This is a genomic window from Pseudoalteromonas sp. XMcav2-N (assembly GCF_024124545.1).
GTDB lineage: Bacteria > Pseudomonadota > Gammaproteobacteria > Enterobacterales > Alteromonadaceae > Pseudoalteromonas.
Genome location: NZ_JAMXSF010000024.1, coordinates 35120 through 59290, shown reverse-complemented (window position 1 = coordinate 59290; position 24171 = coordinate 35120). Strand labels below are relative to the sequence as shown.

Sequence of the window (24171 nt, the reverse complement as noted above, 5' to 3'; positions counted from 1 at the left end):
TGCATGTGTTAGGCCTGCCGCCAGCGTTCAATCTGAGCCATGATCAAACTCTTCAATTAAAAGTTTTTGTTTGAAGTAAACTTCAAACCATGCTCAATGAATTCTGATTTTGTCTGTTTCTACTTTTTAAAAAAGTAAAATCAAAACGAATTGACTATGTTAGTCACTCAGTTCAGTTGAGACTCTAAATTTTTGTGCGTCATTCAGTAAAACTGAAATTCGCTGTTAGAACTCAATCTGTACGAGTGCCCACACAGATGATTGCTTCATGTTTTTAAAGAACAGTGTAACTAACCTTAGTTAGTTACCGCAGCCTTGCTGCGAAGTGGAGCGCCATATTAACCGCTTCACTTTTAAAGTCAACTAGAAAATTTAATTTTTCTTAATTAAGCTTTCCATTTAGCTTTCCCTTCACTTGGCTCGTTGCTTTTCAGCGTTGTGCCCCGTGTCGGTGGATGCGCATTATAGGGAAATCGAAACTCAGCGCAACCCCTTTTTTGAAGAAAAGTGAGAAAAACGGTGCGTTCGGACAAAAACACAACGAAAAGCTGATTTATTCACCTTTCCCTTTTAGATATTTCCTCATTTTCTGTACAAACTCCGTCTTTTTATACAAAATCCTCGCAGGATTTATGTAATTAAAATAGGAAAATCATGAAAAAGTTCAGTTTAGCTGTATTAGCTGCACTCTCTACAACCGCTTTTGCATCAGAAGAACCCAACAATCCACTTTCCTTTTCTGCAACCATTGGATATACCACTGGTGGTGACACATTAGGCACATTGGTCTATGAGGACGACAGTGACAACAGTGTGAAGGCTGGAACTGGCGTCATTCTGGGTGGTGGACTTAACTACGCACTTAACGAAGACTTTGATATTCGCCTGAATGCAGCAGTGCACCTGGATTCTGCCGACGCAAAAAATGGCGACCTCACATTTAGCCGCTTCACTTGGGAAGCCATTCCCTATTACAAAGTCAGCGAACAAGTAAAACTTGGTCTGGGTGCAGGATTGGATACGTCTGTTGAACTGGACAATGATTTTGGCAATGATATCGAGTTCGATAATGCTGGTAAATTCATTGTGTCAGGCATGTACACATTTGAAGACTGGAATGCCAGCCTCGAGTTAAGATACAGCATGGTCGAATATGAAGTATCAAAGATCGGCAGTTATTCTGTGAATAATGAACTGGCAAGTGCAAATAAAGTAGATGCGGATCACTTTGGTATTTTGTTGCACTGGAACTTCTAAGACGGTGCTATCGCAACGGTGATAATTTTTTCACCAAACGTAGAAAAGCCGGGCAATGCCCGGCTTTTCTGTGTCTTAACTAGTAAGACTTACTCTGCAGACTGCGCGTCTTCTTGAACTTCTTCAGTCGCAACTGGGCGATCTAGTAGTTCAATGTAAGCCATTGGCGCGTTGTCACCTGCACGGAAGCCACACTTCAGAATACGAGTGTAACCACCTGGACGATCCGCGAAACGAGGACCGATCTCAGAGAACAATTTACCAACTACTTCTTTATCACGCGTGCGAGCAAACGCTAAACGACGGTTTGCTACGCTGTCAGTCTTAGCCAGTGTGATTAAAGGCTCAATTACACGGCGCAACTCTTTCGCTTTAGGCAAAGTTGTTTTGATGATTTCGTGCTTCACCAAAGAACCAGCCATGTTGCTGAACATCGCTTTGCGATGGCTGCTGTTACGGTTTAATTGACGACCACTCTTACGATGGCGCATGACCCTATCCTTCTAACTAAACTAATATAGTAACTTAGATTACTCAGCCAGACTTGCAGGTGGCCAGTTTTCCAGGCGCATGCCCAGAGAAAGACCACGTGAAGCTAGCACGTCTTTAATTTCAGTCAGAGACTTCTTACCAAGGTTTGGTGTTTTCAGAAGCTCAACTTCAGTACGCTGTACTAAGTCACCGATATATTGAATTTGCTCGGCTTTCAGACAGTTCGCAGAACGTACAGTTAGCTCTAAGTCATCGACTGGACGAAGCAGAATAGGATCGAACTCTGGCTTCTCTTCTTTTTCTTCCGGCTCAGAAACATCACGTAAGTCTACGAATGCTTCTAGCTGCTCAGCAAGAATAGTAGACGCACGACGGATCGCTTCTTCAGGATCCAAAGTGCCGTTCGTTTCCATATCGATGATTAGTTTATCTAAGTCTGTACGTTGCTCAACACGAGCTGACTCAACCGAGTACGCAATACGCTCAACCGGGCTGAATGATGCATCAAGCAGCAAACGGCCGATTGGACGCTCATCGTCATCAGAGGATAAACGACTAGACGCCGGTACATAACCGCGACCACGCTCAACGCGAATGCGCATGCTGATCTCACTATTGTCAGCCGTAAGGTGACAGATCACATGCTCAGGGTTGGCAATAGTCACGTCTCCGTCGTGCTGGATATCAGCCGCAGTCACAGGGCCTACACCAGACTTAGTCAGGGTAAGGAAAACTTCATCTTTACCTTCTAGAGATACTGCCAGACCTTTCAGGTTCAACAGAATTTCAATGATGTCTTCTTGTACGCCTTCTTTCGCGCTGTACTCGTGCAATACACCGTCAATTTCAACTTCTGTCACAGCACAACCAGGCATAGATGAAAGAAGTATACGACGTAGAGCATTGCCTAGTGTGTGGCCGAAACCACGCTCTAGAGGCTCTAAAACCACTTTAGAACGCGTTGAGCTTACAGCGTCGATATCGACTAATCTTGGTTTTAGGAATTCGGTTACAGAACCCTGCATTTTATCCTCTCTTAACTCTTAACTTTACTTCGAGTAAAGTTCGACGATTAGTTGTTCGTTAATGTCCGCAGACAGATCAGAACGCTCTGGTAGGCGCTTGAAAGTACCTTCCATTTTTGAACCGTCAACTTCAATCCAAGTTGGCTTTTCGCGTTGCTCAGCCAACTCTAGAGCAGCGATGATACGCGCTTGCTTTTTAGACTTCTCGCGAATTACTACCACGTCTTCTGGAGTAACTACGAAAGAAGGGATATTAACAACACGACCATTAACCATAATCGCTTTGTGGCTTACTAGCTGACGCGCTTCAGCACGTGTGCTTGCAAAACCCATGCGATATACAACATTGTCCAGACGTTGCTCTAGAAGCTGAAGCAGGTTTTCACCTGTGTTGCCTTTAAGGCGAGCAGCTTCTTTGTAGTAGTTACGGAATTGCTTCTCAAGTACACCGTAGATACGACGAACTTTTTGCTTTTCACGTAGCTGTAGACCGTAGTCAGATAGACGACCTTTACGTGCGCCGTGCTGACCAGGTGCTGTTTCTAGTTTACACTTAGAGTCAATAGCTCTTACGCCGCTTTTAAGGAACAGGTCAGTACCTTCACGACGACTCAGCTTGAGCTTAGGGCCCAAATATCTTGCCATGTTCTTTCTCCTAACCTATTAATTATACGCGACGTTTCTTCGGTGGACGACAACCATTATGTGGGATTGGCGTCACGTCAGTGATGTTTGTGATACGGAAACCAGCAGCATTCAATGCACGAACAGCAGACTCACGGCCTGGACCTGGACCTTTGATGAATACTTCTAGGTTCTTAAGACCGTACTCTTGAGCAGCAGTACCTGCACGCTCCGCAGCAACCTGTGCAGCGAAAGGAGTAGACTTACGAGAACCACGGAAACCTGAACCACCTGCAGTCGCCCAAGAAAGAGCATTGCCTTGACGGTCAGTGATGGTCACAATCGTGTTGTTGAAAGATGCATGAACGTGAGCCATGCCGTCAACAACCTGCTTTTTGACCTTTTTACGACGAATTGGTGCTTTTGCCATAACTTACCCCACCTTATTTCTTGATAGGCTTGCGAGGACCCTTACGAGTACGCGCGTTAGTCTTAGTACGCTGACCACGTAGTGGAAGCGAACGACGGTGACGTAAGCCACGGAAACAACCAAGGTCCATAAGACGCTTGATGTTTAGTGTAACTTCACGACGAAGATCACCTTCAACAGTGTACTTGCCAACTTCTTCACGAAGGATGTCAAGAGTTTCGTCGTTTAAATCGCCGATTTTAGTAGTTTCAGCGATACCTGTCGCAGCTAAGATAGCCTTAGCGCGAGTTTTACCTACACCATAGATGCTTGTTAAACCGATAACAGCATGCTTATGATCAGGAACGTTAATGCCTGCGATACGGGCCACTAACATATCTCCTATAAATAAACCTGATTATCATCTTGCTGGAAAGCCCGTATAGGATACCCAACCGACATTCAGGTTTTACCAATGAAACAGGCTAAGTAGATTACTTAGCCTGCACGACTAGATTTCTTAGCCTTGCCTTTGCTTGTGCTTAGGCTCACTGCAGATCACGCGTACCACACCGGCACGTTTGATAACTTTACAGTTACGGCAGATTTTCTTAACGGAAGCACGTACTTTCATTACTCAACTCCGTAAACAGACCTTAGCGGCCGTAGCCTTTAAGGTTCGCTTTTTTCAGCACAGAATCATACTGATGAGACATCAGATGGGTCTGTACTTGTGCCATAAAGTCCATGATAACCACAACGATAATCAAGATTGATGTACCGCCGAAGTAGAACGGCGTTTGCCACGCCATGGTCATAAACTCGGGCACCAGACAGATAAAGGTAATATACAACGCACCAGCCAAAGTCAGGCGTGTCATTACTTTATCAATGTATTTAGATGTCTGCTCACCTGGGCGAATGCCTGGAATAAATGCGCCAGATTTCTTCAGGTTGTCTGCTGTCTCACGCGGGTTAAATACCAACGCAGTGTAGAAGAAGCAGAAGAAGATAATCGCTGCTGCAAGTACCATCGCATACAGAGGCTGACCAGGAGTCAACACTGCAGAGACGGCTTGTAAGAAGTCAGCAACTGGACCTTCACCTTGACCGAACCAGCTTGCAATTGTACCAGGGAACAAAATGATGCTGCTAGCAAAGATTGGTGGAATAACACCCGCCATGTTTACTTTCAATGGTAAATGCGTGCTCTGCGCTGCGAAGACCTGACGGCCTTGCTGACGTTTTGCGTAGTTCACAACGATACGACGTTGACCACGCTCAAAGAACACTACCAAATAAGTTACAGCGAATACGATTACCGCAATCACAACCAAAGCTAATACGTTCAGATCACCTTGACGCGCCATTTCTGCTGTCGAACCGATTGCAGACGGCAGGTTAGCTACAATACCAACAAAAATCAGAACCGAGATACCGTTACCAATACCGCGCTCTGTGATTTGTTCGCCCAACCACATCAGGAACATAGTACCGGTTACTAAGCTCACCACAGCGGTGAAGTAGAAACCGAAACCAGGATTTACAACTAACCCATCCATCATATTAGGAAGGTTAGTGGCAATACCGATAGACTGGAATGTAGCAAGCACAAGCGTACCATAACGCGTGTACTGACTGATCTTCTTACGACCTTGCTCACCTTCTTTCTTAAGCTCTATCATCGCAGGATGTATGTGCGTTAATAGCTGCATAATAATTGAAGCTGAGATATAGGGCATAATACCCAGCGCGAGTACCGAGGCACGCTCAAGCGCACCACCGCTGAACATGTTGAACATTTCAACAATGGTGCCCTTTTGTTGCTCGAAGAATTCGGCAAGTACGGCGGCATCAATCCCAGGGATCGGCACGAACGAACCTAAACGGTAAATAATGATAGCACCCAATACAAACAGTAGTCGGCGCTTCAGTTCCGCTAGCCCACTCTGTGCGCTTTGCATATCTTGACCTGGTTTAGCCATAGTGTACTTCCTTAGTCTTCTACCTTGCCTCCGGCAGCTTCGATAGCTTCGCGAGCACCTTTAGACACTTTAATGCCCTTAACGGTAACTGCGCGTGAAACTTCGCCAGATTTAACAACTTTTACGAACTGGATGTTCTTTTTAACGATACCAGCTGCTTGTAACGCGTTTACGTCTACCACATCGCCTTCAACTTTAGCGATTTCGTATAGGTTAACTTCAGCAGATACTAGAGATTTGCGAGAAGTGAAACCGAACTTAGGCAGACGACGTTGCATAGGCATTTGACCGCCTTCGAAACCAACGCGTACTTTACCGCCTGAGCGTGATTTTTGACCTTTGTGACCACGACCACCAGTCTTACCAAGACCAGAACCGATACCACGGCCAACACGCTTACCAGCTGTCTTTGCACCAGCAGCAGGTGAAAGTGTATTCAAATGCATCGAATTAACCCTCTACCTTAACCATGTAAGAAACTTGGTTGATCATACCGCGAACTGCTGGCGTATCTTCTAGCTCAACAGTGTGGTTGATACGACGTAAACCAAGGCCACGTAATGTAGCTTTATGCTTCGGTAAACGACCGATTGAGCTACGTACTTGAGTTACTTTTACTGTGTTTGCCATGGTGTCTTACCCCAAAATTTCGTCAACGCTAAGACCACGTTTAGCAGCAATGCCTTCTGGAGAATTCATGTTCTCTAGAGCGGCAACTGTTGCACGAACGATGTTGATCGGGTTAGTAGAACCGTATGCTTTTGAAAGTACGTTCTGTACACCAGCAACTTCTAGTACTGCACGCATCGCACCACCGGCGATGATACCTGTACCTTCTGATGCAGGCTGCATGTATACTTTAGAACCAGCATGACGACCCTTGATAGGGTGCTGCAAAGTATGACCATTAAGGTCTACTGAGATCATGTTACGGCGTGCTTTTTCCATTGCTTTTTGAATAGCAGCTGGAACTTCACGTGCTTTACCGTAACCGAAACCTACTTTACCTGCGCCGTCACCAACTACAGTCAGTGCTGTGAAGCTAAAGATACGACCACCTTTAACTACTTTAGACACACGGTTTACCGCGATTAGCTTTTCAGCCAATTCAGGCTGTTGTGCTTTTGCTTCTACGTTAGCCATTGTCTACTCCTAGAATTGCAGACCGGCTTCACGCGCTGCATCAGCAAGCGCCTTCACACGGCCGTGATATTTAAAGCCACTGCGATCAAAAGCGATTTTTTCAACGCCTTTGTCAGCTACGCGCTCAGCGATTGCTTTACCAACTGCTTGAGCCGCTTCGATGTTGCCTGTGCCTTTAACTGTTTCAGCAATTGCTTTTTCAACAGTAGAAGCAGCAGCCAGTACATTACCCTCAACGTTAATTACTTGAGCGTAAATGTGACGTGGCGTGCGGTGGATAACAAGGCGAGTTGTGCCCTGTTCGATAATATTTCTACGAGTGCGCTTAGCACGACGTAGACGAGCTGTTTTCTTATCCATCGTCTTACCTTACTTCTTCTTAGCCTCTTTACGACGCACGTATTCGTCAGCATAACGTACACCTTTACCTTTATAAGGCTCTGGCTCACGGTATGAACGAATGTTCGCAGCAGTTTGACCAACCAGCTGCTTGTCTGCGCCCTTAACAACAATTTCAGTTTGGCTTGGAGCTTCGATAGTGATTCCCTCAGGGATCTCGAAGTTCACTGGGTGAGAGAAGCCAAGAGTTAAGTCTAATACTTTACCCTTAACTGCCGCACGGTAACCAACACCTACTAGTTGTAGTTTCTTCTCAAAACCTTCGTTAGCACCTTGGATCATGTTATTGATCAACGCACGTGCAGTACCCGCTTGAGCCCAAGCGTTAGCAACTTCACGTGGAGTTGTAGTGATAACGTTGTCGTTAAGTGAAACTTCAACCGCAGCATTGATAGTGCGCGTTAATTCACCGTTTTTGCCTTTAACTTTGATGTCCTGGCCGTTAACTGTAACTTCAACACCGGCAGGAACAGTAATAGGAGCCTTCGCTATACGAGACATAGTTCCCCTCCGATTAAGCTACAAAGCCAATGATTTCACCACCAACACCAGCGTTACGCGCAGCGCGGTCTGTCATCAGGCCTTTAGAAGTTGATACGATAGCGATACCTAGACCACCCATTACCTTAGGTAATTCGTCACGTTTCTTGTAGATACGTAGACCAGGGCGGCTAACACGCTGGATGTTTTCGATAACAGCTTTGCCTTCGAAGTACTTAAGTTCGATAGTCAATTCTGCTTTAACGTCACCAGATACTGCGAAGTCACCGATGTAACCTTCGTCTTTTAGTACCTTAGCAATAGCTACTTTCAGCTTTGAAGTTGGCATAGTTACAGATACCTTCTTCGCAGTCTGACCGTTACGGATGCGTGTAAACAAATCCGCAATTGGATCTTGCAAGCTCATGTCTTACTCCCGTGATTCTATTACCAACTAGCCTTTTTAAGGCCAGGAATTTCACCGCGCATAGCAGCTTCGCGTACTTTGATACGGCTCATGCCGAACTTGCGAAGGTAACCATGTGGGCGGCCCGTGATGTTACAACGATTACGTTGACGTGAAGGGCTAGAATCGCGTGGTAAAGACTGTAGCTTTAACACTGCATCCCAACGCTCATCATCAGATGCGTTAACATCGCTGATGATAGCTTTTAACGCAGCACGCTTTTCAGCATACTGAGCAACTAATTTAGCACGTTTTACGTCACGTGCTTTCATTGAATTCTTTGCCATAACCCTACCCTTACTTTTTGAATGGGAAGTTGAACGCTTCTAACAACGCACGGCCTTCATCATCTGTTTTCGCAGAAGTAGTGATTGTGATGTCCATACCGCGAACACGGTCGACTTTATCATAATCAATTTCTGGGAAGATGATTTGCTCACGTACGCCCATAGAATAGTTACCGCGACCGTCAAAAGACTTTGCGCTAACACCGCGGAAGTCACGAATACGTGGCATCGCGATAGAGACTAGACGCTCTAGGAAATCCCACATACGCTCGCCGCGTAGGGTTACTTTACAGCCAATTGGGTAACCTTCACGGATCTTAAAGCCAGCAACAGATTTGCGTGCTTTAGTAACCAGAGGCTTCTGACCAGAGATAGCTTCTAGGTCAGCTACTGCATTCTCTAGAATTTTCTTGTCAGCTAGGGCTTCGCCCACACCCATGTTTAGTGTGATCTTTTCGATCTGAGGGACTTGCATGACAGAGCTGTAACCGAACTTTTCAAAAAGTTCTTTTACTACTTTGTCTTTGTACACTTCATGCAGTTTCGCCATCGTCTACTCCAACTATTAGATAGTTTTACCAGTAGACTTGAAGAAACGGACTTTTTTACCGTCTTCAAATCTAAAACCTACACGATCTGCTTTGCCAGTTTCGGCATTGAAGATCGCGACATTAGATACGTCGATAGACGCTTCTTTCTCAACAATGCCGCCAGCTTGCTGTAGTTGTGGTACAGGCTTCTGGTGCTTTTTGATGATATTGATGCCTTCGACAAATACTCGACCAGTATCAGTTACAACTGAAAGCACTTTACCGCGCTTACCTTTGTCTTTACCGGCTAGTACGATTACTTCGTCATCACGACGGATTTTTGCTGCCATGATCGACTCCTTATAGTACTTCTGGTGCTAGTGAAACGATCTTCATGAACTTTTCGTTACGTAGTTCACGAGTCACAGGGCCGAAGATACGAGTTCCGATCGGCTGTAGGCTATCGTTAAGGATAACAGCAGCATTACTGTCGAAACGGATCAAAGAACCGTCTGGACGACGAACGCCTTTTTTGGTGCGCACAACTACTGCGTTTTTAACATCACCTTTCTTCACTTTACCGCGAGGAATTGCTTCTTTAACAGAAACTTTAATGATGTCGCCAACCGCTGCGTAGCGACGGTGCGAACCACCTAAGACTTTAATACACTGCACTTTGCGAGCGCCGCTGTTATCAGCAACGTCCAGCTGAGTTTGCATTTGGATCATCTTGATGAGCTCCGGTGTAATTACAACTCGCCTAGATTTTGTTTAAAACCTAAGCATTTAGATTAATTTCCACTCAAATTACGAACGTGTCGTGTTTCAAGGGCGGGCAATTGTAACAGCAAAGCAGCGCTAAAGATAGTTCAATTTTTAATTAATTTGACTACACCGCTGTGCCGAACTTGCTGTAAAACAGGGATATGGGGACAAACCGCCCGTTCACAAGTCATGCAGTCAAACTAATTATGCAGGTGGGATGAAGCAGCCTCGATTATAACCCACTCTCAGCGCACAAAAAACACTCAGGCGAAGTTAATTACGATGCATTTTTATGTAAGTCCCCACTTTATCAACGGTGTCGATCCAATAGCCATTTTCCGGCGTTTGAAGGTAATGAATTAATTGTGACAACACCTTACTATCCACACTATAAAGTCCGTTTTCACCAACTTCATGGCCTGCCAGGATGATCCATTTGTTGTCTTCGCGCAGTGCTTCGATCATTGTTTTCAACTCCTCAAAGCGCATACCATCCATGCGTATTCCTGTCAGTTGTGCGAAGTCAGTGTAGGTCGGATTGTTAGCAGTTTCATCCAGCCAGGTGCGCCCGGAACTGAAATGCTTGGCAATCAGAGGCACATAGCTTTTCACCAGAGCGCCGCGACCAACAAAGGTATTACCACAGGGGTAGGCAAAACTTTTTGGTTCTACACTGAGCCGGGCTTTCAAAAACTGGTTAGTTTTAAGAATGTCCTGTTCCAGCCAGGCAAGGTCAACCTGCTCCAGCCCTTTATCCTGTGCTCTCAACCAGGCAAAGTTGCCTGTACACAAATGAGAGTGGGTATGATTGCCGAGTTCATGCCCCGTAGCCACAACTTTACGCCAATCGTCTAGGCGCGCTTGTACAGGATCTGGCATCACATAAAAGGTGGCCTTCACGCCATACTTATCAAGAATTGGGACACCCACGTCTAGTTGACTTGCTCTGGCATCATCAAATGTCAGACTCACCGCATATTTTGCCCCCTCAGGATAGCTGAATACATCAGCATGCTGCTTGTCTGTTACCACCGGAGTGTCGGCCTCAGCAACAGACAGGCAGAGCGTGCAGCCTAAAAGAGTCAGTAGTCGTGTCATGCTTGTCATACATCCCTCCACAGGAAAAAGACCAGGTTTAGATTTTACTCAGACTTTTATTCTGACAAAGCTGAGTAAATTAGGTGACTGAAGGTTTTCTGAAGGAAGCTTATGGTGGGATTAAGGCTATGAATTTGTTGTATAACATACCGGGCAACTAAGCCCGGCATGAGAAGATTTGCTGTCTGCTAGCCGCCAAAAAAGCCTTTCAACTTGTCTTTGAGCTTGTCTTTTACCGCGTCTTTGGCTTTGTCTTTAGCCGCGCTACTCAGATCCAGCTTAGTTTCCACCTTGTGGAATGGACCCTTAATTCTGACGGGTACTTTAAAACCTGTGCTGTCGTCCTGGCTCTGCTGACCTTCAATGGTATCGACAATGCCGGTAACCACTCGATAGTTCACATAGGTTTTTGGCAAGTCAACTTCACCTTCTCCGGTAATACGGATCAAAGGACTTGCTAAAATCAGGTCGCGGTTACGGCCAACCCCATTGAGAAATTGAAAGCTGCCAGTCAGTGCCGAGAAGTCTGTTTTCTGGTTTGGGTCAAAGTCCGCATTGATGCCCTCAGAGACAGAAGAGAAGTTGCCTTTAAGCATCTCTTTGCCTTTGCGCACCATTTCGGCCAGGTTTGCGCCTTTCACACCCCCATCTTTAAACTCAAATGCCAGCTCCCCGGCCAGCGCCGAGACAAACTGTTTCTGGCTGACGCCCCGGGTTTCCAGGTCCCAATTCAGGCTACCCTTACCCAGCACCTTGTCAAAACCAATCGCATCGGTCAGAAGCGGCTCGGCATTGATATTATTAAGGGCAAAGTTGGTGGTGATTTGATACGGCTTAGTCGCAGCATTGACATGAACCACCCCTTTACCGTTACCTTCATAAGCTACAAACTTATCCATAGACAGCTTTGCTTTTCCCTTATTCAGTGCAACAGAAAACTGGTTAGCACCTAGCTTAATCTCTCTGGCGCGCAGACCGCTGGAGCGGATCACCACCTTGGCGTCCAGCATATTCAGTGCCGACAAATCAATTTCACTGTCGTCCCAGACAATGGGTTGTGGTTCACCCGGTGCACTATCTGGCTGTTCAGGAGCCTCAACCGGCTCTGGCAAATAAGGATTCAGATCCAGCATACCCAGGTCAACATCGGCCGTCACAGCCAGGCGCTCTCCTAGGTTAACCTCACTACGCCCCTCAATATCGAGCTTATCCAGCTTGGCTTTTAAAGACTGCAATGCGAATACATCATTGGCAAAACGCATTTCTCCGATCACTTCGAACTGATTAAAGGCCTCGGGTTTGGCGTTCAGTTCAACCTTTTGCCACTGCGCAATCTCTTTTACTGAATCGCCGGATAGCTTTAATGCGCCGCTAAAAACCTTGCCTTGCTGCACTATTTGCCCATCAAAGGTCATATTAACCAGGCGCGATTCCAGAGCCTGTGAAAAGCTGAAATCTTTGCTCTCTATCGCCTTTGCAGGGGTGTCAACAGTCATGTTAAGGGCAAACGTTTCTTCCTGAAAGGTCACCTTACCATCCAATTCCAGCGCCTGATAAAGAGAAGGTAAGGTGATAGTCAGAGCTAAATCAGACAACGTATGACGCGCGCCAGATGTTTCATCAGCATAGATCAGCTCACCACCATAAATAGCCACTTCGCCCAGAGCGATATCAAACCCTGCTGGTAATGTCACCGGGCCTGATGAAGCCGGTGTTTGCTCTGTTGGTTGTGCAGGTGTGGTGCCCTTGCCCAGCGCCAATACCCAATTGGCCTGTCCCGCGGCATTCTTTTCCAGCAAAATCTTTGGATTGCGGATCACGAACTGCTCTAGCTTAAACTCTCCGGAAAACAGCGAAACCCAGGGGATATGGACTGCCAGCTGCTCCATCGTCAGCATATCGGGTTGACTGCCCCCGGGCATGTTCTCAAAGCGTACATCGTTGAGGGTAATATTCAGCCGCGGTAAAATACTGAGCTCGCTGTCGCCTGCGATTGCCAGCTTACGGCCGGTATTCGCTTCGACCTGTTGCTCTAACTGCGCAATAATCGCGGAAGTCGGGATTAGCATCGGAGCGACAACAACGGCAACCAACAGCAATAACACCAGAGCGCCTATCAGTTTGAGCACGCGTTTCATATCTCTTCCTTTATAAATCATCAATGACTCATTCTATGATAGCGATTTGGTCGATAAATTCACCTTCACCCGGGAAGATTTTTCAATCTGGACTATCTCGCATTGCACTTGCGAGAGATCTCGGTATGATCCACGCCCTTGTCAGTTTTACCGACCTTTCGCTAAACTGAATAGTCTGTATTTAACCCTCTAGTTGGAGAACCGCTGCGACATGAAGAAGCTGCTCATTTCACCGTCGAACATGGCTTTGGGCGAACAAGAAAGTCAGATTTACCAGAACATCCTGAAACAGGCGACCGAGATCAGTCTCAACCTGATGGCCGTAAAGGTCGAAAATCATCCTGAAGACTTTCTGGGGTGGTGCTATGAACTGCTGGATGTAGCGAAGAACCGCATTAACTTTGAGCTGCTTGACGACCATCAACTGCCTATCGTGAAGAAGCTTCAGGATATGTTGATCAGTGCCATCAGCTTTTTGCAGCTAAAAACTCTGCGTATTGCGCCCTGGCCTGTGATCTGCGAATTCATTCGTCAACGTGAGACGGTGTTGGCACTGGACGAGCAGCTAAAACTGATCGATTACCTTGCACCACTACGTACAACCCCCTTACAAGGCATGATTAGCGAAGATCGCCTGGCATTCAGTGGCAAACACGCAGCCAGCCTGGATACCAGTGTGTATCAGTTTGATGTTGAGTGGTTTGCGTCAACGAAAAGTGCCAAAGGGTTCCATCAGTTACTGGCCGATTTGCCCGGCGAGTTTGATACTGCGCTGGCCCATATCCCACTGGAAGGCGAAGTGACGGAGCAGCATTACCAGGAGTTTGTACTGGCTTACCTGATGGCATTTGGTCACAGCGATGAAAAGCCGACTCTGGCACCGGCTACTCGCCTTTTGGCAATGCGCCGCCCGGATGTGTTCACGCCGCTGGTCAACAGTAAGCTGGATGCCCTGTGTCAGGCGTTGGGCATTGCGAAACTGACCAACCGGGATTTCGAACGTTACTGGCAGGATGTGGTTGTTTCCATCAATAGGATGCCCTGGTTTGCAACGGGTACTGCCGCAGACGACTCCGAAGCCCGCCTGCTTGCTATTAAGGCTTTACTGCCGTGCTTGTTCTATTATGCAGACGAAGATACGCCGCAGAGCTCAAACTATTACAAACTGCTGAATAAGCCTAAGCGGACAACAAGCAGTGGTGGGACCAAAACGACTCGTCGTACGAAAGAGTCAGCAGAAACGCTGGTTGACCGTGCTTTAAGTGATGATAGTATTCCGGAACATATCCGAGCCAAACGCGACTCCATTATTGCCGAAGTAGAAAAAGGCCGCAGCGTCGATGAAACCATCTCACTGATGCGTACCATTTTCGGATAATTGAACCATTCGCTCAGATAATCAGGCAGTAGACAAGCTGCCTGATTATTGTGCAACATCGAGCATATCTGCACCAGCTGCGTGCATACTCAGCCCCGCTCCGCTCTACAAAAACCCACTCCAAGCTCAAACTATATTTATAAAAATCAAAACTATAAAACCAATAAAGCATAATTTATTCAAGACTGGCTTAGCCATTGCACCCTCACGCACGACAACTACTTTGTGCTCCAGAGGACTCTACATGAATAAAAAACACTCATTGATCTGTGCAATTTCACTGCTGCTCACCCATTCAATGGCTTTCGCAGAATCTGCCGGTACAGTCAGCGCCAATGTGGCCGCCAGCTCAAACTATTTCTGGCGCGGCATTACCCAGTCAGATGATGGTGCCGCAGTCTCCGGCGGGCTGGATTACGACAGCGGCAAGGGATTCTACCTTGGCGCCTGGGCATCCAACGTAGATTTTGGCGATGCGGCCAGCACCAGCTACGAGTTAGATCTCTATGCGGGATTCAGTGGCGAGTTCAATCAAGTGAGCTATGACGTGGGCTATATTCACTATGCCTACCCGGACGCAGCAGGAGATATCGACTTTGGTGAACTCTATGCCTCTCTGGGCTGGGAATTTATCACCATCAAACTGAGTCACTTGACTACCGCCCAGGATGACTCCACCACAGAAGAAGACATGTTATATCTGGAACTGAACGCAGCATTTTCGGTATTTGCAGAGTCTGAACTGGGTCTGCATATTGGACGCTCCAGTGGTGATACCGTCATGGAATGGACGGGTGAGGATGATAGCTATATGGATTATGGCGTCAGTTTAAGCACCGGAGGGTTTACACTGGGATTAGTGAAAACAGACCTTGATGCCGATGATGACATCAAGGCTTATGTAAGTTATGCACTGGACTTTACGCTCTGAGTCCAGTCCCTCACAGGTTTAAGGCACGCTATGACCGGTCGATGCCTGCCAGATACGATACCACTGCTCACGGGATAAAGTCAGCGTACGTGCTGCCACGGCCGTACGTACCCGCTCAATGTTACCGGTGCCCAGCACCACGGACGGCTTACTTGGGTGCATTAACAACCAGGCATAAATCACTGCATCTATGTCACTGGCACCTACTTCTTCAGCCACTTCACTGAGACAAGCACGCAAACGCACCGCCTTGTCATCTTGTGATGCAAATAGACGTCCCCCGGCCAAAGGCGACCACAGCATAGGGGGAATACTCAACTGCTGACACTGATCTAAGGTACCGTCATCCAGTGCCTTCATCTCATAGGGCGAAAACTCGACCTGGTTAGTCACCAGCTTAAAGTCAAGACGAGACTGCAGCAGACTCAGTTGCGAAGGAGTGAAATTAGACACCCCAAAGTGCAGTACATCACCATTTTGCTTGAGTGTGTTAAAGGCTTCAGCGACTTCATCTGCATCCATCAGATAGTCAGGACGGTGGATCAACAGTGTATCGATGCGATCTGTGCCAAAGTGCTGTAAAGACTGCTGCACTGAGGCAATGATATGGGCTTTACTTGAGTCATAGTGATTGGCTTTGCCCGCAAGCCCCTTACTTGCCAAAGCCGGACGAATGCCGCATTTGGTGATAATACGGATCTGCTCACGGACCGACGGTTCCAATGCCAACGCACGACCGAAAGCCGCTTCGCATTCATACTGGCCATAGATATCGGCGTGATCGGTGTCACGTATACCCAGTTCTGTCAGTTGCTTTACAAAATCTAAAGTCTGAGCCGGGCTGTGCTGCCAGTCCAGTAAACGCCAGAACCCGGCGACCAGATCGCCGATTACCTTGTGTGTCATAAAATCGTGCCTATGGTTGAACTTACTCGTTTTGCTTTCTCTGTGGCCAGTTCACAGCTTTCATCACGCGCCAGTGCAACCCCCATACGGCGCCGGCCTGCCACTTCTGGTTTGCCAAACAAACGTAAATCGGTGTCGGCTTCAGTGAGGGCCTCGGCGACCTGAGTAAAACTCAGCTGCTGTGACGTGCCGTCGACCAGTATAACACTGGATGCCGACGGGCCGTGACACTGAATATTAGGAACAGGCAATCCCAGAATGGCCCGCACATGCAGGGCAAATTCACTCAGGTCCTGAGAGATCAGGGTCACCATACCGGTGTCATGAGGACGCGGAGAGACTTCACTGAAATACACCTCATCATCTTTGATAAAGAGTTCAACCCCGAACAAGCCTCGCCCACCCAGCGCTTCAGTGACCTGTTCAGCCATTGCTTTGGCACGCGCCAAAGCTAACTCCGACATCGCTTGTGGTTGCCAGCTTTGCTGATAGTCGCCGTCCTGTTGCACATGCCCAATTGGCTCACAAAAGCTGGTGCCGTTGATATGGCGGATGGTCAACAGGGTAATTTCATAATCGAAGTCGACAAAGCCTTCAACTATCACTCTGCCCTGACCTGCACGGCCACCCTGTTGCGCATACTCCCAGGCGGATTCAAGATCAGCCTCACTGCGCACCACACTTTGTCCCTTACCAGAAGAGCTCATGATAGGTTTGATTACACAGGGCATGCCTATCTCAGCGACCGCACTGATGAATTCCTGTTGTGTATCAACAAACCGGTAGGGCGACGTTGCCAAACCCAGCTCTTCCGCAGCCAGCCGGCGGATCCCCTCACGGTTCATAGTCAGCTGCGTGGCTTTCGCTGAGGGCACGACGGTATAGCCCCGCTGTTCCAGCGCCACTAAGGTATCGGTTGCAATGGCTTCAATCTCAGGCACAATATAGTCAGGCTGCTCTTGCTCAATGACAGCAGCCAGTTTGTCACCATCGAGCATCGACAGAGTGTAGCTGCGATCAGCAACTTGCATCGCTGGCGCATGGTCATAGCGATCCAGTACCACCACCTCTGCACCAAGTCGTTTAAATTCAATCACCACTTCTTTACCCAGCTCGCCACCACCACACAATAATACTTTGCATGACGTCGCACTAAATGGTGTCCCAAGAGGTTTTACTTTCATGACTTGATCCTTAATAACGTTCAACAGATTGGCACAAACAGTAGCACACTTTGCACTGACAACATCGCAAACCAGATAAACGAACCGCTTAGCTAATGTCCACCGTCGCAGAATAAGCAGGACCATCGAGCAGACTCAAAGTCAGCTCATCTTTGGATTGTAAAGCCCCTACTCCTTTGGGTGTGCCGGTCATAACGATATCACCTGGTACCAAGGTGAAATATTGAGCACAGGCCTTTAGCAGGGTATGCAGGTTAAAAATCATCAAGCTGCTGTCTCCACGCTGCTTTAACTGGCCATTTTGCCAAAATGCATAGTGCAACACGCTGCTTTCATCCAGTCCATCAACCGGTCTGAATGGTGTAAGGCTACAGCTGTTATCATACGCTTTCGCACATTCCCAGGGATGTCCCTGTTGCTTCAATTCAGACTGTAAATCCCTTAACGTTAAATCCAGCCCCGTGGCGATACCACTGATGTGCTCTAATGGCACACTTGTCGTGTGGTCTATCTTGCTGCCCACCAGGAGTACCAACTCCGCTTCGTAGTGATGCTCACCCAGTGCGCTATTAAGTCTCAGTGGTGATTGAAAATGGCAGAACGCCGACGCGGGTTTGATAAAAAGTAGTGGGCTATCCGGAATCGGGTTATTGAGTTCTTCGGCGTGTGCAACATAGTTACGACCCACACACACCGCTTTGCCAACGGGCAATGCAATCGACTCACCTGATTCCCATACATGCTGATACATAGTGACCTCCGTTCAGAATTGAGCGGCTATAGTAGCAGATCCCAATATAGTGACAGAGTGCTGGTCGCGAATGTTCAATATAACCAATAGGAATAACTGGCACATTTTTACTCTAGCCAGCAAAGGTAAAGTAAAATTGCCGTCGGACCATCGCCAGCTTTACATTGCAACAGCGCGCTTAATGTCGGTCGGTTGCAAGGGAAACGCAGTCAGGATATAACAAATTATAAACAAAAAAGATAAAGGTAAATCATGAAACAACATGCGAACGTGCCCCTCAACGACTTTATTGAATATCCACAGGATGAAATGCTCAGCCGTGCGACTGCATTTCTGGATGAAGCCAAGCGTCGTCATACCATCCGCAGTTTTAGCGACCGACCAGTACCCAAAGAGATTATTGAAGCCTGCATTAAAACCGCGGGCTCAGCGCCCAGCGGCGCCAACCACCAGCCATGGCATTTTGTTGCTATCCACAGCCAGGACGTGAAGAAACAGATCCGCGCCGCCGCTGAACAACAGGAGCAGGCTTTTTATGAGGGTCGTGCAGGTGAAGAGTGGCTCGATGCCTTAAAACCGCTGGGGACCGATGCAGACAAACCTTATCTGGAACATGCTCCCTGGTTAATCGCTATCTTCAGCCAGAAAAAAGGCGGTATCCACACGGAAGATAAAAATACCAACTACTACGTGCATGAGTCCGTTGGCATTGCCACCGGTTTTCTGATCCAGGCCTTACACCATGCGGGTCTGGCAACACTGACACACACCCCTAAGCCCATGAGCTTTCTGACTGAAATCTGCCAACGGGATAAGGAAAATGAACGTCCATATATGCTGTTAATTGCCGGTTATCCTGCTGAAGACGCCACTGTGCCGGAACATGCTCTGGTTAAAAAGCCGCTTGAGGAGATTGCGACTTTTCTGTAGCCACAGGTAATGCCGTCGGTGAACCCGTTACCAGGTGCTCACCGGCGAGCAAGCCACTGACCACTTCAACCTCATCGCCATATTCATTGCCCAGACGAATAAACCGGCTCTGAACCTGCCCGTTATACAACACCTCCACTTTGCTAAGCTGCCCATACTGCTGGACTAAAGATTTGGGGATCAACACAGCCGGGCGCGGGGCTACCGGAAGTTTCAGCATTGCATACATTCCCGGGATCACTCCCTGCATCCACTGCATATCCAGCTTAACCGTAAAACTTCTCGCCCCGCTATCAGCTACAGGCACCAGCTCACTGATGGTGGCGTACTGAGTTGCCTCTGCAGCCGGAATACTGATTTGGTGACGAGCGCCCACAGTCAGCTCCGTGAGCAAGCGCTCCCTGACCGACACTTCAACCTGCAGTTGTGTCGGGTTATAGATTGAGACTAACGGTGACCCGGGATTGAGCATGGCACCGGGTTCTTGCAACCGCGCCACCAGCGTACCCGAGATTGGTGCCCTGACCTGAGTATAACTCAATGCCACTTCTGCGCCTTTGTACTGTTGCTGCAGCACCGACTCCCTGGCTGTCAGCTCATTGACCTGAGTTTGCCACTCATCGACCTGGTTATGCGCAACCAAGCCGTTGCGCTGTAAAGTCTGGGCACGCGCCAGCTGTTTTTGTGCCTGCGTCAGTTGTGCTAAATTGGCCTGCTGCTGCGCCTTGACCGCTCGCAGCTGTGCACGCAGATCGGCATCATCCAGAGTCGCAATCAATTGCCCCGCCTGAATTGTGTCTCCGGAGCGCACGGTCAAACTCTTGAGCTGGGCCAGTACCCGACTTGCAACCACCGTATTGTGTTTTGCGATCACACTGCCCGGGATTTCCTCAACATCGTGAACCAGCCGCTGCTCAGCAACATGGGTAGCTAACTGAGATGCAGGTGTCAGCGGCTTTTCTCCCGGCAGTGTGGTGCTATTAAACAGTCCGGCCATCCAGGCTACTGCGAGTAACAATAGCAGTATGGCCGCAATCGGGCGCAACAGGCGAATCTTAAACATGAGTAGTCTCCAAACTGTCAGAAATCGAGGTCGGGGCCGCAGTATCATCCGATGTTCTAAACACCAAATAATAAACGACAGGCACAACCAACAAAGAGAATAAGGTCGATGCGACAATGCCAAACATAATTGCCAGTGCCAGACCGCTGAATACCGGATCCAGAATGATCACCAGATTACCCAATAAAGTCGTTCCCGCAGTCAGCAATACCGGTCGCATGCGTACACTGCCCGCGCGGATCAGCGCCGCCATGATTGGCATACCTGCTTGTCTTGCCTGAGTGATAAACTCCACCAGGATCAGAGAGTTTCTGACCACGATTCCAGCCAATGCAATCATGCCAATCATAGCGGTAGCTGTGAACAGCACGGGATCCGGCGCACCTGCAATAGTGCGCTCACCAAATTGATTCAGTGCCCAGAAGCCCGGCATAATCCCTATCATGGTCAATGGGATGGCTGACATAATGATCAGTGCCACTGCATTAGAAGCGGTCTGCCAACGAAGGATCACAAAAATAGCCGCGAGCGCAAAAGCAAAAGCAATCCCCATATCACGGAAAACCCGCACGGTGATCCGCCACTCTCCCTCCCCACTGAAGCGATAACTGGTCCCCTCTGGCAGCTGCCATGGTAGTACACCGCCATTACTGAGAAATGTTCTTTGCTGCCAGGGAATTGCCTGCGTGTCACTCTTTACGGACATGCCAGCTTGCTGCTCATCGGCCACCACATCGGCAATCACCTCGGCTGGTGTACGGCCGTTCAACTCAGCAAAAACATAAATCACAGGTGCCAGGTCTTTTCGATAAATCGCAGGTTCAACCGCCAGAGTGTGGACTTCCCCTAATTCAGACAAAGCCACCATAGGCCGAGCCGCACGACTCAGACCAAAGCCTTGCTGCTCCTGGGTCACATCACCGGAGCCACGGATTTGGGTTGCGAGTAAGGCGGACCAGCGCTGACGGTCCGCATAAGCCAGCTGCAAATTAATCGGTACTGGTTGAGCCTCTCCCGGCTGATACAACAATCCAGCCTGCATGCCTTTGCTGCTCAGTGCCAGCGTTTGATTAATTTCAACGCTGCTCACACCGGAGAGCGCTGCTTTTTGCTTGTCTGTGACAAACCGTTGTAGTGTGGCCGGCGCCGACAAAGACGTATCAACTTCCACAACATGTGCTTCCTGGCGCAAACGTGTCATCAATTGCAGCGCCGCTTCACGGTGCGTATCTTCTGAGACAAAAGGTTCAGCATACACTTCTGCTGTCAGGGTACTCATCACAGGCGGACCCGGCGGCACCTCAACCACTTTCACCACCGTGCCATCACGATTAAACTCAGCCAATGCGTCGCGCAGCCTCAGCACCACAGCATGGGACTGATGCACACGCTCGCTTTTGTCCAGCAATAACACCCTCAGCTCTGCCAGATTGTCACTATGGCGACGATAATACCCGCGTACCATACCATTGAAGTCCATACTCGAAGGCTGGCCCACATAGGCAGCAATGGCGTTCACCTCATTGATCTGCCAAACTCGTTGCTGCACCGCACGTGTCAGGCGCGCAGTGGCTTCCAGACCCCTTCCCTCTGGTAAGTCGATCAGCACCTGCACTTCGTTTTTGTTGTCGTAAGGTAATAGCTTAAGGGGCACAGCCCGAAACACTGGCAGACTGGCACTCAGTACAAATAACGCCAGTACTGCCCATAACATCCCTTTAGCTCTGCGCGGCGAACGTAACAGTGGTGTAAGTAAGGCCGCATACCAATGATTGTCCTGGCTCGGCACAGCCGATGACTTAGTTGTCAGTAAGCGGCTGGCAAGCCAGGGCGTGATAAAAAACGCCACAATCGTTGATATCATGACACTCAGTGGCACGTTAAACGCCATCGGTGCCATATACGGCCCCATCATGCCGGTAATATAGGCCAGTGGCAGAAATGCCATCATGATAGTCAGCGTCGACATCAATAAGGCTGTGCGGATCTCCGTCATTGCCGTCATAATTTGCTGCTTTCGAGACTTGCCCGGCAGCAAAAGGCGGCTGATATTATCAATACCAGTAATAGGATCATCCACCAGCAGACCCAGTGAGAGGATCAACGCAAACAGCGTCACCCGATTGATGGTATAACCAAACGCCCAGTCCAGAGCCAGGGTGATCCCATAACACACAGGGATCGCCAGACCCACCACAATTGCGGGTCGCCAGCCGAGAAAAACGCCGACAAAGATGACCACGGTCAGCACCGCAAAAACCAGACTGGCCATCAGGTCATTCACCTTTTCATCCGCTGTCTGTCCATAGTCGCGTAGTACCTTGACCGCTACCTCAGGTGGCAGCAACTGAGCCTGTAAACGGCGCATCAGCCGGTGAACCTGTTCAGCTACTGCTACCGCATTACTACCCTTTTGCTTGGCGACACTAATGGTGACAAGAGGCAATGACTGGTGCTCATCATTGAGCGCAAGCCACTGATAATGCTCAGGCTCGCCCGGACCGTCCTCAATACGAGCCACATCTTTCAGTTTAACAGCGCGCCCATTCACCACAGTGATCACTAATTCGCGTAAGGCGTCAGAGGTACGCAGTACATCGCCAGCTTCCAGGACAATCTTTTTATTTCCGGCAACACGTTTACCGACTTGCTGTAGTTGATTACTGCTTTGAATGGCGTGTAACACATCCAAAGGCGTACTCTGGTGCGCCGCCAGGGCGGTTGCATCCAGCCATACGTTTAACGTCCGTTGCCGCCCTGCAACCACTTTGACTTCGCTGGTATCGGGCAGCTGCTGTAACTGCGTTGATATTTCCTGTGCAAAACGGGTTAAGTCATAATCATCGTATTGCTCGGGTTTTTCACTGTACAAGCCCAACATCACAATCGGCACATCGTCCACCTCAACCGGCCGGATCTGCCAATCACTGACAACGGCTGCCATCTGATGCTCATTGGCATAAAGTTTTGTATAGGTATTCAGGATGGCCTGCTCTCGGCTTTCACCGACATGAAATCGTAATGTCACAACCGTATTGCCGCTGTTGGTCGTAGAATAAACATGCTCGACCCCGGGAATTTGCATTAACAGCTTCTCCAGCGGCGTGGTCACCAGGCGCACGACTTCAGGTGCTGCAATATTGGGCGCCGTCACGTGAATATCGAGCATCGGCACGACAATCTGAGGCTCTTCCTCCCGCGGCATGAATTGCAGCGCCAGTGCACCCAGTACTATGGCAAAAAAGAATAACAGGGCGGGCAAGTTACCTGACAAACTTTGCTTCAGTATGCGCTCCGTCAAGCTGGCCTTGGTGCTCATGACAGGTCCTTCTCTGCACAAAACAACTGGTAAAGCTGCGCCAGCAGCGCGAGAACTTTGTCATCCGCAATGCGATAATAGACGGTCGCTCCTTCTCGCCGCGATGCAACGACGCCGGCTTTTCTCATCGCAGCCAGGTGCTGAGACAAGGCGGACTGAGCCAGCGGGACCTGAGCATTTAGCTCACCCACACTGAGCTCTGTACTTTGCAAACTACATAAAATCATCAGGCGATTCCGATTGGCGAGCATTTTAAGTAAAGCCTCAGCCTGTGCAGCGCTGTCGGCCATAGCGTGTAGATCCATACTTCCTCCCACAATGAGTCTGGGATCAGTATAAAACAAAACATTAGAAGTTACTAATATTAGATCTTGCTAATATCCCATCTTGCAATATACTTGAATTCAGGAGGTAAAGAATATGAGACTTGAGGCCACCATCAGACTGATCGCCGGCAGTATGCTGATCCTGTCATTTTTACTGACCTGGTTTATGGACCCACGCTGGGTGTGGTTTAGTGTGTTTATTGCATTGAACCTGATCCAATCCGCCTTTACAGGCTGGTGCCCTATGATGACATTACTTAAAAAACTTGGAATGGAGAATTAATC

The 24171-nt window shown here is 48.5% G+C and carries 30 protein-coding genes; 5 read left to right on the top strand and 25 right to left on the bottom strand.

The genetic code is table 11. The features are described 5' to 3' along the window. Positions 1 to 654 precede the first annotated feature (654 nt). Positions 655 to 1257, top strand: coding sequence for a hypothetical protein (locus NH568_RS22325; protein ID WP_253110416.1), 603 nt, complete (start codon positions 655 to 657; stop codon positions 1255 to 1257). Between the two features lie 89 nt (positions 1258 to 1346). Here the strand turns inward: NH568_RS22325 and rplQ are convergent, their stop codons facing one another. From rplQ to NH568_RS22230, 19 genes are all read right to left on the bottom strand, one after another. Further along, on the bottom strand, positions 1347 to 1748 hold the full coding sequence (gene rplQ / locus NH568_RS22320; protein WP_010386932.1) for a 50S ribosomal protein L17: 402 nt from the start codon (positions 1746 to 1748) through the stop codon (positions 1347 to 1349). Positions 1749 to 1787: 39 nt separating this feature from the next. Then, complete coding sequence (gene rpoA, locus NH568_RS22315; RefSeq protein WP_010386933.1) at positions 1788 to 2774, bottom strand: DNA-directed RNA polymerase subunit alpha; 987 nt, start codon at positions 2772 to 2774, stop codon at positions 1788 to 1790. 24 nt (positions 2775 to 2798) lie between these two features. Beyond that, entirely contained in the window at positions 2799 to 3419 is a 621-nt protein-coding gene (gene rpsD / locus NH568_RS22310; RefSeq protein ID WP_046006900.1) for a 30S ribosomal protein S4, read from the bottom strand. Between the two features lie 22 nt (positions 3420 to 3441). Beyond that, complete coding sequence (rpsK, locus tag NH568_RS22305; protein ID WP_010386935.1) at positions 3442 to 3828, bottom strand: 30S ribosomal protein S11; 387 nt, start codon at positions 3826 to 3828, stop codon at positions 3442 to 3444. Between the two features lie 13 nt (positions 3829 to 3841). Next, complete coding sequence (gene rpsM / locus NH568_RS22300; RefSeq protein WP_010386936.1) at positions 3842 to 4198, bottom strand: 30S ribosomal protein S13; 357 nt, start codon at positions 4196 to 4198, stop codon at positions 3842 to 3844. A 129-nt stretch (positions 4199 to 4327) separates the two neighbouring features. Further along, the gene (gene rpmJ / locus NH568_RS22295; RefSeq protein ID WP_002959476.1) at positions 4328 to 4441 is read right to left on the bottom strand and encodes a 50S ribosomal protein L36; all 114 of its coding nucleotides are present in this window, start codon (positions 4439 to 4441) and stop codon (positions 4328 to 4330) included. A gap of 22 nt (positions 4442 to 4463) precedes the next feature. After that, entirely contained in the window at positions 4464 to 5792 is a 1329-nt protein-coding gene (secY, locus tag NH568_RS22290) for a preprotein translocase subunit SecY (RefSeq protein WP_046006901.1), read from the bottom strand. A gap of 11 nt (positions 5793 to 5803) precedes the next feature. Then, complete coding sequence (rplO, locus tag NH568_RS22285; protein ID WP_054017612.1) at positions 5804 to 6238, bottom strand: 50S ribosomal protein L15; 435 nt, start codon at positions 6236 to 6238, stop codon at positions 5804 to 5806. A gap of 4 nt (positions 6239 to 6242) precedes the next feature. After that, positions 6243 to 6422, bottom strand: coding sequence for a 50S ribosomal protein L30 (gene rpmD / locus NH568_RS22280; protein ID WP_010378276.1), 180 nt, complete (start codon positions 6420 to 6422; stop codon positions 6243 to 6245). Positions 6423 to 6428: 6 nt separating this feature from the next. Continuing rightward, positions 6429 to 6935 (bottom strand): 30S ribosomal protein S5, encoded by a 507-nt coding sequence (gene rpsE / locus NH568_RS22275; protein WP_046006903.1) that lies wholly within the window; start codon positions 6933 to 6935, stop codon positions 6429 to 6431. Between the two features lie 9 nt (positions 6936 to 6944). Beyond that, the gene (gene rplR / locus NH568_RS22270; RefSeq protein WP_054017614.1) at positions 6945 to 7295 is read right to left on the bottom strand and encodes a 50S ribosomal protein L18; all 351 of its coding nucleotides are present in this window, start codon (positions 7293 to 7295) and stop codon (positions 6945 to 6947) included. A gap of 9 nt (positions 7296 to 7304) precedes the next feature. Further along, positions 7305 to 7835, bottom strand: coding sequence for a 50S ribosomal protein L6 (rplF, locus tag NH568_RS22265; RefSeq protein WP_253110413.1), 531 nt, complete (start codon positions 7833 to 7835; stop codon positions 7305 to 7307). Between the two features lie 13 nt (positions 7836 to 7848). Further along, positions 7849 to 8241: a 30S ribosomal protein S8 gene (gene rpsH, locus NH568_RS22260; RefSeq protein ID WP_046006906.1), complete on the bottom strand. Its 393-nt coding sequence runs from the start codon at positions 8239 to 8241 to the stop codon at positions 7849 to 7851. A gap of 20 nt (positions 8242 to 8261) precedes the next feature. Continuing rightward, positions 8262 to 8567 carry a 30S ribosomal protein S14 gene (gene rpsN, locus NH568_RS22255; protein WP_010386944.1) on the bottom strand — a complete coding sequence of 102 codons (306 nt, stop codon included), beginning with the start codon at positions 8565 to 8567 and terminating at the stop codon, positions 8262 to 8264. A gap of 10 nt (positions 8568 to 8577) precedes the next feature. After that, positions 8578 to 9117, bottom strand: a complete 540-nt coding sequence (gene rplE, locus NH568_RS22250) for a 50S ribosomal protein L5 (protein ID WP_010386945.1) — start codon at positions 9115 to 9117, stop codon at positions 8578 to 8580. Positions 9118 to 9132: 15 nt separating this feature from the next. Then, entirely contained in the window at positions 9133 to 9447 is a 315-nt protein-coding gene (gene rplX, locus NH568_RS22245) for a 50S ribosomal protein L24 (RefSeq protein ID WP_054017615.1), read from the bottom strand. 10 nt (positions 9448 to 9457) lie between these two features. Next, on the bottom strand, positions 9458 to 9826 hold the full coding sequence (rplN, locus tag NH568_RS22240) for a 50S ribosomal protein L14 (protein WP_010386947.1): 369 nt from the start codon (positions 9824 to 9826) through the stop codon (positions 9458 to 9460). A gap of 309 nt (positions 9827 to 10135) precedes the next feature. Beyond that, on the bottom strand, positions 10136 to 10969 hold the full coding sequence (locus tag NH568_RS22235) for a polysaccharide deacetylase family protein (protein ID WP_253110410.1): 834 nt from the start codon (positions 10967 to 10969) through the stop codon (positions 10136 to 10138). Positions 10970 to 11148: 179 nt separating this feature from the next. Then, positions 11149 to 13098, bottom strand: coding sequence for an AsmA family protein (locus NH568_RS22230; RefSeq protein WP_253110408.1), 1950 nt, complete (start codon positions 13096 to 13098; stop codon positions 11149 to 11151). A gap of 211 nt (positions 13099 to 13309) precedes the next feature. Here NH568_RS22230 and NH568_RS22225 point away from each other — a divergent pair, with 211 nt between their 5' ends. Both NH568_RS22225 and NH568_RS22220 read left to right on the top strand, forming a co-directional pair. Continuing rightward, on the top strand, positions 13310 to 14476 hold the full coding sequence (locus NH568_RS22225; protein WP_253110405.1) for a hypothetical protein: 1167 nt from the start codon (positions 13310 to 13312) through the stop codon (positions 14474 to 14476). Between the two features lie 244 nt (positions 14477 to 14720). Continuing rightward, a complete protein-coding gene (locus tag NH568_RS22220) occupies positions 14721 to 15407 on the top strand; it encodes a TorF family putative porin (RefSeq protein WP_290444420.1) in 687 nt (228 codons plus the stop codon). 18 nt (positions 15408 to 15425) lie between these two features. On the opposite strand, the gene NH568_RS22215 is transcribed toward NH568_RS22220, so the two are convergent. The 3 genes from NH568_RS22215 to NH568_RS22205 all read right to left on the bottom strand — a co-directional run bounded on the left by NH568_RS22215 (position 15426) and on the right by NH568_RS22205 (position 18248). Beyond that, positions 15426 to 16313, bottom strand: a complete 888-nt coding sequence (locus NH568_RS22215) for an aldo/keto reductase (RefSeq protein ID WP_253110402.1) — start codon at positions 16311 to 16313, stop codon at positions 15426 to 15428. After that, positions 16310 to 17497, bottom strand: a complete 1188-nt coding sequence (gene purT / locus NH568_RS22210) for a formate-dependent phosphoribosylglycinamide formyltransferase (protein WP_253110399.1) — start codon at positions 17495 to 17497, stop codon at positions 16310 to 16312. Before purT ends, NH568_RS22215 begins: the two co-directional genes overlap by 4 nt. A gap of 88 nt (positions 17498 to 17585) precedes the next feature. Continuing rightward, positions 17586 to 18248 (bottom strand): fumarylacetoacetate hydrolase family protein, encoded by a 663-nt coding sequence (locus NH568_RS22205; protein WP_253110396.1) that lies wholly within the window; start codon positions 18246 to 18248, stop codon positions 17586 to 17588. Between the two features lie 252 nt (positions 18249 to 18500). Here NH568_RS22205 and NH568_RS22200 point away from each other — a divergent pair, with 252 nt between their 5' ends. Further along, the gene (locus NH568_RS22200) at positions 18501 to 19178 is read left to right on the top strand and encodes a nitroreductase family protein (protein WP_253110394.1); all 678 of its coding nucleotides are present in this window, start codon (positions 18501 to 18503) and stop codon (positions 19176 to 19178) included. Here NH568_RS22200 and NH568_RS22195 read toward each other — a convergent pair. The 3 genes from NH568_RS22195 to NH568_RS22185 are packed head-to-tail and all read right to left on the bottom strand — an operon-like array spanning position 19141 to position 23865. Beyond that, complete coding sequence (locus NH568_RS22195; protein ID WP_253110391.1) at positions 19141 to 20241, bottom strand: efflux RND transporter periplasmic adaptor subunit; 1101 nt, start codon at positions 20239 to 20241, stop codon at positions 19141 to 19143. The two genes, NH568_RS22200 and NH568_RS22195, sit on opposite strands and share 38 nt — an antisense overlap. Beyond that, positions 20234 to 23560 (bottom strand): efflux RND transporter permease subunit, encoded by a 3327-nt coding sequence (locus NH568_RS22190; protein WP_253110389.1) that lies wholly within the window; start codon positions 23558 to 23560, stop codon positions 20234 to 20236. Before NH568_RS22190 ends, NH568_RS22195 begins: the two co-directional genes overlap by 8 nt. Further along, positions 23557 to 23865 carry a metalloregulator ArsR/SmtB family transcription factor gene (locus tag NH568_RS22185; protein ID WP_253110386.1) on the bottom strand — a complete coding sequence of 103 codons (309 nt, stop codon included), beginning with the start codon at positions 23863 to 23865 and terminating at the stop codon, positions 23557 to 23559. The genes NH568_RS22190 and NH568_RS22185 overlap by 4 nt, the downstream gene beginning before the upstream one ends. 115 nt (positions 23866 to 23980) lie before the next feature. Between NH568_RS22185 and NH568_RS22180 the strand changes: the two genes are divergently transcribed. Next, on the top strand, positions 23981 to 24169 hold the full coding sequence (locus NH568_RS22180; protein ID WP_054017626.1) for a DUF2892 domain-containing protein: 189 nt from the start codon (positions 23981 to 23983) through the stop codon (positions 24167 to 24169). The last annotated feature ends 2 nt before the right edge of the window (positions 24170 to 24171 follow it).

Bases quoted from the DNA above. Each gene is read 5' to 3' on its own strand.
- NH568_RS22220 (WP_290444420.1), top strand. From the start codon at position 14,721: ATGAATAAAAAACACTCATTGATCTGTGCAATTTCACTGCTGCTCACC.
- NH568_RS22230 (WP_253110408.1), bottom strand. From the start codon at position 13,098: ATGAAACGCGTGCTCAAACTGATAGGCGCTCTGGTGTTATTGCTGTTG.
- NH568_RS22325 (WP_253110416.1), top strand. From the start codon at position 655: ATGAAAAAGTTCAGTTTAGCTGTATTAGCTGCACTCTCTACAACCGCT.
- rplN (WP_010386947.1), bottom strand. From the start codon at position 9,826: ATGATCCAAATGCAAACTCAGCTGGACGTTGCTGATAACAGCGGCGCT.
- rplQ (WP_010386932.1), bottom strand. From the start codon at position 1,748: ATGCGCCATCGTAAGAGTGGTCGTCAATTAAACCGTAACAGCAGCCAT.
- rplE (WP_010386945.1), bottom strand. From the start codon at position 9,117: ATGGCGAAACTGCATGAAGTGTACAAAGACAAAGTAGTAAAAGAACTT.
- rplX (WP_054017615.1), bottom strand. From the start codon at position 9,447: ATGGCAGCAAAAATCCGTCGTGATGACGAAGTAATCGTACTAGCCGGT.
- rplO (WP_054017612.1), bottom strand. From the start codon at position 6,238: ATGCATTTGAATACACTTTCACCTGCTGCTGGTGCAAAGACAGCTGGT.
- NH568_RS22190 (WP_253110389.1), bottom strand. From the start codon at position 23,560: ATGAGCACCAAGGCCAGCTTGACGGAGCGCATACTGAAGCAAAGTTTG.
- NH568_RS22180 (WP_054017626.1), top strand. From the start codon at position 23,981: ATGAGACTTGAGGCCACCATCAGACTGATCGCCGGCAGTATGCTGATC.
- rplR (WP_054017614.1), bottom strand. From the start codon at position 7,295: ATGGATAAGAAAACAGCTCGTCTACGTCGTGCTAAGCGCACTCGTAGA.
- rpmD (WP_010378276.1), bottom strand. From the start codon at position 6,422: ATGGCAAACACAGTAAAAGTAACTCAAGTACGTAGCTCAATCGGTCGT.
- NH568_RS22185 (WP_253110386.1), bottom strand. From the start codon at position 23,865: ATGGATCTACACGCTATGGCCGACAGCGCTGCACAGGCTGAGGCTTTA.
- rpsN (WP_010386944.1), bottom strand. From the start codon at position 8,567: ATGGCAAAGAATTCAATGAAAGCACGTGACGTAAAACGTGCTAAATTA.
- rpsK (WP_010386935.1), bottom strand. From the start codon at position 3,828: ATGGCAAAAGCACCAATTCGTCGTAAAAAGGTCAAAAAGCAGGTTGTT.
- rpsE (WP_046006903.1), bottom strand. From the start codon at position 6,935: ATGGCTAACGTAGAAGCAAAAGCACAACAGCCTGAATTGGCTGAAAAG.
- rpoA (WP_010386933.1), bottom strand. From the start codon at position 2,774: ATGCAGGGTTCTGTAACCGAATTCCTAAAACCAAGATTAGTCGATATC.
- NH568_RS22195 (WP_253110391.1), bottom strand. From the start codon at position 20,241: ATGTTTAAGATTCGCCTGTTGCGCCCGATTGCGGCCATACTGCTATTG.
- rplF (WP_253110413.1), bottom strand. From the start codon at position 7,835: ATGTCTCGTATAGCGAAGGCTCCTATTACTGTTCCTGCCGGTGTTGAA.
- NH568_RS22200 (WP_253110394.1), top strand. From the start codon at position 18,501: ATGAAACAACATGCGAACGTGCCCCTCAACGACTTTATTGAATATCCA.
- NH568_RS22235 (WP_253110410.1), bottom strand. From the start codon at position 10,969: ATGACAAGCATGACACGACTACTGACTCTTTTAGGCTGCACGCTCTGC.
- NH568_RS22205 (WP_253110396.1), bottom strand. From the start codon at position 18,248: ATGTATCAGCATGTATGGGAATCAGGTGAGTCGATTGCATTGCCCGTT.
- rpmJ (WP_002959476.1), bottom strand. From the start codon at position 4,441: ATGAAAGTACGTGCTTCCGTTAAGAAAATCTGCCGTAACTGTAAAGTT.
- rpsD (WP_046006900.1), bottom strand. From the start codon at position 3,419: ATGGCAAGATATTTGGGCCCTAAGCTCAAGCTGAGTCGTCGTGAAGGT.
- NH568_RS22215 (WP_253110402.1), bottom strand. From the start codon at position 16,313: ATGACACACAAGGTAATCGGCGATCTGGTCGCCGGGTTCTGGCGTTTA.
- purT (WP_253110399.1), bottom strand. From the start codon at position 17,497: ATGAAAGTAAAACCTCTTGGGACACCATTTAGTGCGACGTCATGCAAA.
- secY (WP_046006901.1), bottom strand. From the start codon at position 5,792: ATGGCTAAACCAGGTCAAGATATGCAAAGCGCACAGAGTGGGCTAGCG.
- rpsH (WP_046006906.1), bottom strand. From the start codon at position 8,241: ATGAGCTTGCAAGATCCAATTGCGGATTTGTTTACACGCATCCGTAAC.
- NH568_RS22225 (WP_253110405.1), top strand. From the start codon at position 13,310: ATGAAGAAGCTGCTCATTTCACCGTCGAACATGGCTTTGGGCGAACAA.